The organism is Klebsiella sp. A-Nf5 (genome assembly GCF_002810545.1).
GTDB lineage: Bacteria > Pseudomonadota > Gammaproteobacteria > Enterobacterales > Enterobacteriaceae > Klebsiella > Klebsiella variicola.
In genome coordinates, this window is sequence record NZ_PIOG01000292.1 from 1 (window position 1) to 435 (window position 435).

General features: G+C 40.2%; 1 pseudogene. It reads left to right on the plus strand.

Features of this window, described 5'->3' with window-relative positions:
* Window positions 1-72: 72 nt before the first annotated feature.
* Window positions 73-435: pseudogene (locus CWM53_RS30325) on the plus strand (ParA family protein); the annotation flags it as partial.

Below are 435 nucleotides of genomic sequence, written 5' to 3' on the forward strand. Positions count from 1 at the left end.
AAACAATATGATTTTTTGCTTGCAACATGACTCTTTTTGTTCAAAATGACAAAAAACGTCATGAGGTGATAAATGGACAATATTGAGCAGTTACGGAAAGTCGCTACACGTGCAGGTAAGCTTCTGACATCTTTGAGCGAAAGTATCCGACAGCAAAAAGAGGAATTGAAGCTTACCGAGTTCTATCAGGAATACAGCAAAGCCGCTCTGTATAAGCTGCCTAAGCTCAGTAAAGGCAGTGTTGAGTATGCTGTGTCCGAAATGGAAGCCGGTGGCTACATTTTTAAAAAGAAACCTTCTGGTAATACGATGAAATACGCGATGACGATTCAGAATGTCATCGATCTGTATAACCATCGTAAAGTACCGAAGTACAGGGATCGCTTCGATAAAGCCTTTACGATTTTTGTATGTAATCTTAAAGGTGGTGGTTCC